This window comes from Clostridium psychrophilum (assembly GCF_018861705.1).
Taxonomy (GTDB): domain Bacteria; phylum Bacillota; class Clostridia; order Clostridiales; family Clostridiaceae; genus Clostridium_AD; species Clostridium_AD psychrophilum.
The window spans coordinates 1-4,608 of record NZ_JAHLEC010000169.1 but is presented as its reverse complement, the minus strand read 5'-3'; the positions used below and the strand labels follow the sequence as shown (position 1 = coordinate 4,608).

The following is a 4,608-nucleotide window of genomic DNA, read 5'->3' as shown; positions in this document are numbered from 1 at the left end:
GGTGAATTTAGTTGTAATGAATATAAATTCGACAAAAGTTGGGGGAATTCCTGTATATATATGATTGTAAACCCTTGTAGTCGCTTGACTACAGGGTTATGCAATTAACTATATTATAAACAATATTGGAGGAATGTTATGAGATTATTAAGACCATCTATCGAGTATAAGAAACAGATTACAGAATACAAAAATGAATTTATGGAGAATGGTGATGATTTGGCAGGTACATCATATCTGCAAAATTATGATGTTTATGAAGAATGGATGAAATTTGTATTTGATAACGAAAAAGAGAGTACAAAGCATACTGAAGTAACTGCAAGTGTGTTCTTAGCAATCAGAGAAGAAGATAATAAATTAATTGGTATGATAAATATCAGGCACAAATTAAATGAATATTTATATAATTTCGGAGGACATATTGGATATAGTGTAAGAAAAATTGAGCGTAGAAAAGGTTATGCTAAGGAAATGCTGAAAATTGCATTGGAAGAATGTACGAAATTGGAAATAAAGAAAGTCTTACTTACATGTGATGCTGATAATATTGCGTCTTCAAAAACTATAGAATATTGTGGCGGGATATTAGAAAATGAAGTTCGTAATGATGAAAACTTAGTTAAGCGATATTGGATTGAATTATGAGAATATCTTACCAAATATTATTCCAGGAGCATTGAACTATGTCTTTTACATTTTCCACGTTCCCTGCTTTTGTTACTTTTCTTGAACCACATTTATATCGAGAGCTGCAGAAACTTGGAGATTTCGATACGAAGACATCTAGTTGGGTGAAGACACCTTATGAAATTAGAAAACTCGGCGGTGCCATATTTGCTGATTTCCGCTACGAGAATGTCTTTGTGTATCATAATGGTGCGGAATCTTACTATGGAGGCAGGGGTGTTCGTGGTTCACTCAGGGTCTAAATTTTACACAAGAAACGGAGTTGTAAAATGTTGTGGCCAGATTAAAGTGCTATGAAAGTCTATGGATTAATGATAATATTTATTGTGGAAACGTAATAAAAACGAGGGCTTAACAATAATGAAAGAATTATAGGAGTGTGTGATTATGTTCAGAGAAATGAGAAGAAAAAAGTAATTATTATCCAAAAGAGAAACAATTGAAATTCTACAGGCGTGCACATCTGGAGTTTTGGGTGTAACAGGCGATGATGATTACCCATATACTGTTCCAGTAAGTTTTGCTTATAAAGACGGAAAACTCTTTTTTCATGGTGCAAAAGAAGGGCATAAGATTGATAGCATAAAAAGGAATGATAAGGTAACATTTTGTGTCATAGAAAAAGATGAGGTAATACAAAAAACTTTTACTACCCATTTTCGTAGTGTGTCTGTTTTTGGTAGAGCAAGGATTCTTACAGAAGATGACGAGAAGAGAAATGCCATTGAAAGTTTAGTTAAAAAGTATTCACCTGACTATAGTGAAGAAGGACAGCGAGAAATTGAAAGTGAATGGAATAGAGTCTGTTTATTTGAAGTCATAATCGAACATATAACTGGTAAAGTGGCTATAGAAATCGTGAATAATACGCAGAATTAGTTCGCAATAGTAATAAAATATGAACTCATAAAAACCTAAAGTTGATTTATTACCATGAAAATTAAAACACTAAAAAGTAGAAGGATATGAAAATGGAGGTTAATTATGTTAAATACATTAATAATTTATGAAGGTAAACATGGTACTTCGAAAAAGACAGCAGAGATTGTAGCTTATATATTTGGTAATACAAAATTTTGCACTGTGGAAAAAGCTCCAAAAAACTTAGAATATTATCAAAATATTATTTTTGTTTTTGGATTTTATGCTTATGACACCGCAAAAATGATTAAATCGTATGTGAATGAATTTAAAGAACAGATTAGCATCAAAAAAATAGGTATTATAGGTGTAGGAATATCTAATTTTGATTTTCCAAAACAATTAAATGAATTTGCTGCATTATTAAAACGAACTGAAGACATTTCTGAGTTTGTAGAAGGGGAATTACGACTTAACAAACTATCTGAGGAAGATTACAATTCAGTTAAAATGTTCAGTAAAAAATCAGGTGTTCCATTTAAAGATTGTGGAAATTTTAAAACAGAAAATGTAATAGCGGTGGCTGAAAAATTTATAAAAATTATGAAAACACCTAATTTAACAATGCCTAATAATTTACTTAAGAAAGAAATTGAAAAATTTATAATAAATCATAATACTTGTGCATTAGCAACAGGAATAGGTACATTTGTAAGATGTACACCAATAGAGTATCAATATTATAAGTCCAATTTCTATATAATTACAGAAGGAGGAATGAAATTCAAAGGGATTCTTCAAAATAATAATGTAGCTATGAGTATAGCTGATAGCTATACAACCATGAAAGATGTAAAAGGATTACAAATATCAGGGTTAGCTAAAATAGTACCATCATTTAGTGAAGAATATTTTGAAGTATTTAAATCAAAAGGGATTGAATTAAGTGCATTAGAAAAATTGTCTATAGAGTTATATATAATCAAGGTTATACCACAAAAATTTGAGTTTCTAAATGCTGACTTTAAGAAAAACAACTTTAATTCTAAACAAGTACTTACATGTTAAAGTCTGCTACTATTGAATGTAATAAATTAAATTCAATAAATATCTACCTAATCATTTATACTTAAGTTAATTTCATTGATATTTAAGGGGGCAAGAAATTGATGGAGTCTAATAAAAATATTGAATTTAAAATTCTAAAAGCTATTCTATGGATATATATAATCTTATGTATTTTAATAGCTGGATTAAATTATGGATATGTAAGTAGAGCAACACCTAAAGTAGCATCATTTATAACGTGGCTCTGGCAATTTTATGAAAACGAAATAAAGACTTTGTTTATAATTATTGGCAGTATCCTTACAATTAGAATTATTGGTACTTCTAAAAGGACAGTAATGAGAAAAAGAAACCTAATTGGATTTATAGTTTCTGCACTAATTGTACATATATCTGTTCCTATGCTTCTTAATAACAAAGAATTATATTTCTTTGCTATGCCATTGCCATGGACAACAATGCCTTTACAGTTGCTGTATCCGAAATCGTCTTTTTATATTAGCAGCTATAAAATTTGGGGATCAGCTGGTATATCTGCTGTTCTTATATTTTATATATGCGTCAGCATTGTTGTTTTTGTAGGAACTTTATTATTTGGAAGGCGTCTACAATGTTCAACCCTATGTTTGTTTAATGGGTTTGCCTCAGAAGTATTTGATCCAGTAATACCTCTAATTGGGAAACATAAAAAAACAAACCCAATAGTAATTAAAATTTTTTCTGTTTTAAGATGGGTATTTCTGTTGATTTCAGTATTTTTTACTGTTTGGTGGATTTTGTTATTATTAGGAATACCAATAATAGGAAATTACCAGATAATTAGTAAAATTGAAAACTATAAGTATCTCACTACAGAACTGCTGATAGCTATGTTTTTTTGGGTAGCTTTTATTGGTAGAGGTTATTGCTATTATTGTCCATTAGGTACGGTCTTATCTTTCCTGGGGAAAATAGCTGGTCAACGAATTCTTACAAATAAGTCTAAATGTATACAATGTGGTCAATGCAATTTAGCATGTCCAATGTCGATTGATATTAAGAGCAAGGCTAAAAATGGTGATGCAGTAATAAACATTCGGTGTGTTGGATGTGGTCACTGTGTAGATGCTTGCCCAGTTAAAGCATTAAGTTATTCAACAAAATTTTTAAATTGGATATCAAATAAAAGAAAATAATAGACATAATCTACTTGGCAAGGGAGGGCTATGTTTCTTATTTTATGTTACTTTTATTTTAGGTTGCTTGCAAAAGAACAAGTGAAACAGCTATATATCATATAAGTTGGTAAGTATGGGTGATATTTTTCATAGCAGCAATAATTAAATTCTACGTATAATATAGATTTAATATAGTGACATTCTAAAAATTAAAATCGGAGGAATAATTATGCGGAAAAAAATATATAGATCTACCACAAATAAACAAATAGCAGGTGTTTGCGGTGGTATTGCTGAGTATTTTGATACAGATGCAACATTTATCAGATTATCTTGGGTGCTTTTAACGCTAATATATGGTGCAGGTATAGTATTTTATATAATATGTTGTTTTGTTATTCCAGTAAATAATAATACTCATAATTATGATAATGATAACAATACAAATGAATTTTAAAAATTATATATGAATAGAAGAGAGGCCTTAGTTGAGTATGGTGAATAAAGTAGATATTGTTAATAAAAGAATAACTCTAGATAATGATTTAAATTGTTCTACACGTGACAGCTAACGGTGTTAGAATAAGAATCTTAACAGGAAATTAGAAAAATAAATATTATTGATTAACAACTCTATAGATAAACAATATGAGGGTTTACAAACTCATTAGTACATTTTTTACGACATTTACTTATTTACATGTTATGATGTATATAAGTGATTTGATAGTGTTAACTAACTTATGAAAAAACAATAATGGAAATATTAGGATTTAGAATGTGGGTTGAAAAGTGAAAATGTATCCTGAAGAAATTTAATGTTGCTTTATTT

Annotated in this window: 6 protein-coding genes; all 6 read left to right on the top strand. The window is 29.4% G+C overall.

What is annotated here, in order from left to right:
* Window positions 1-138 precede the first annotated feature (138 nt).
* The 6 genes from KPL38_RS18270 to KPL38_RS18245 all read left to right on the top strand — a co-directional run bounded on the left by KPL38_RS18270 (window position 139) and on the right by KPL38_RS18245 (window position 4,233).
* The gene (locus KPL38_RS18270) at window positions 139-648 is read left to right on the top strand and encodes a GNAT family N-acetyltransferase (RefSeq protein ID WP_216290563.1); all 510 of its coding nucleotides are present in this window, start codon (window positions 139-141) and stop codon (window positions 646-648) included.
* Between the two features lie 38 nt (window positions 649-686).
* Window positions 687-932 (top strand): DUF4256 domain-containing protein, encoded by a 246-nt coding sequence (locus tag KPL38_RS18265; protein WP_281419376.1) that lies wholly within the window; start codon window positions 687-689, stop codon window positions 930-932.
* Between the two features lie 196 nt (window positions 933-1,128).
* Window positions 1,129-1,569: a pyridoxamine 5'-phosphate oxidase family protein gene (locus tag KPL38_RS18260; protein ID WP_312884273.1), complete on the top strand. Its 441-nt coding sequence runs from the start codon at window positions 1,129-1,131 to the stop codon at window positions 1,567-1,569.
* Between the two features lie 105 nt (window positions 1,570-1,674).
* Window positions 1,675-2,619: a flavodoxin domain-containing protein gene (locus KPL38_RS18255; protein ID WP_216290562.1), complete on the top strand. Its 945-nt coding sequence runs from the start codon at window positions 1,675-1,677 to the stop codon at window positions 2,617-2,619.
* Between the two features lie 101 nt (window positions 2,620-2,720).
* Entirely contained in the window at window positions 2,721-3,794 is a 1,074-nt protein-coding gene (locus KPL38_RS18250) for a 4Fe-4S binding protein (RefSeq protein WP_216290561.1), read from the top strand.
* 211 nt (window positions 3,795-4,005) lie between these two features.
* Window positions 4,006-4,233, top strand: a complete 228-nt coding sequence (locus tag KPL38_RS18245; RefSeq protein WP_216290560.1) for a PspC domain-containing protein — start codon at window positions 4,006-4,008, stop codon at window positions 4,231-4,233.
* Window positions 4,234-4,608: the final 375 nt, after the last annotated feature.

Bases quoted from the DNA above. Each gene is read 5' to 3' on its own strand.
- KPL38_RS18270 (WP_216290563.1), top strand. From the start codon at position 139: ATGAGATTATTAAGACCATCTATCGAGTATAAGAAACAGATTACAGAA.
- KPL38_RS18265 (WP_281419376.1), top strand. From the start codon at position 687: ATGTCTTTTACATTTTCCACGTTCCCTGCTTTTGTTACTTTTCTTGAA.
- KPL38_RS18255 (WP_216290562.1), top strand. From the start codon at position 1,675: ATGTTAAATACATTAATAATTTATGAAGGTAAACATGGTACTTCGAAA.
- KPL38_RS18250 (WP_216290561.1), top strand. From the start codon at position 2,721: ATGGAGTCTAATAAAAATATTGAATTTAAAATTCTAAAAGCTATTCTA.
- KPL38_RS18245 (WP_216290560.1), top strand. From the start codon at position 4,006: ATGCGGAAAAAAATATATAGATCTACCACAAATAAACAAATAGCAGGT.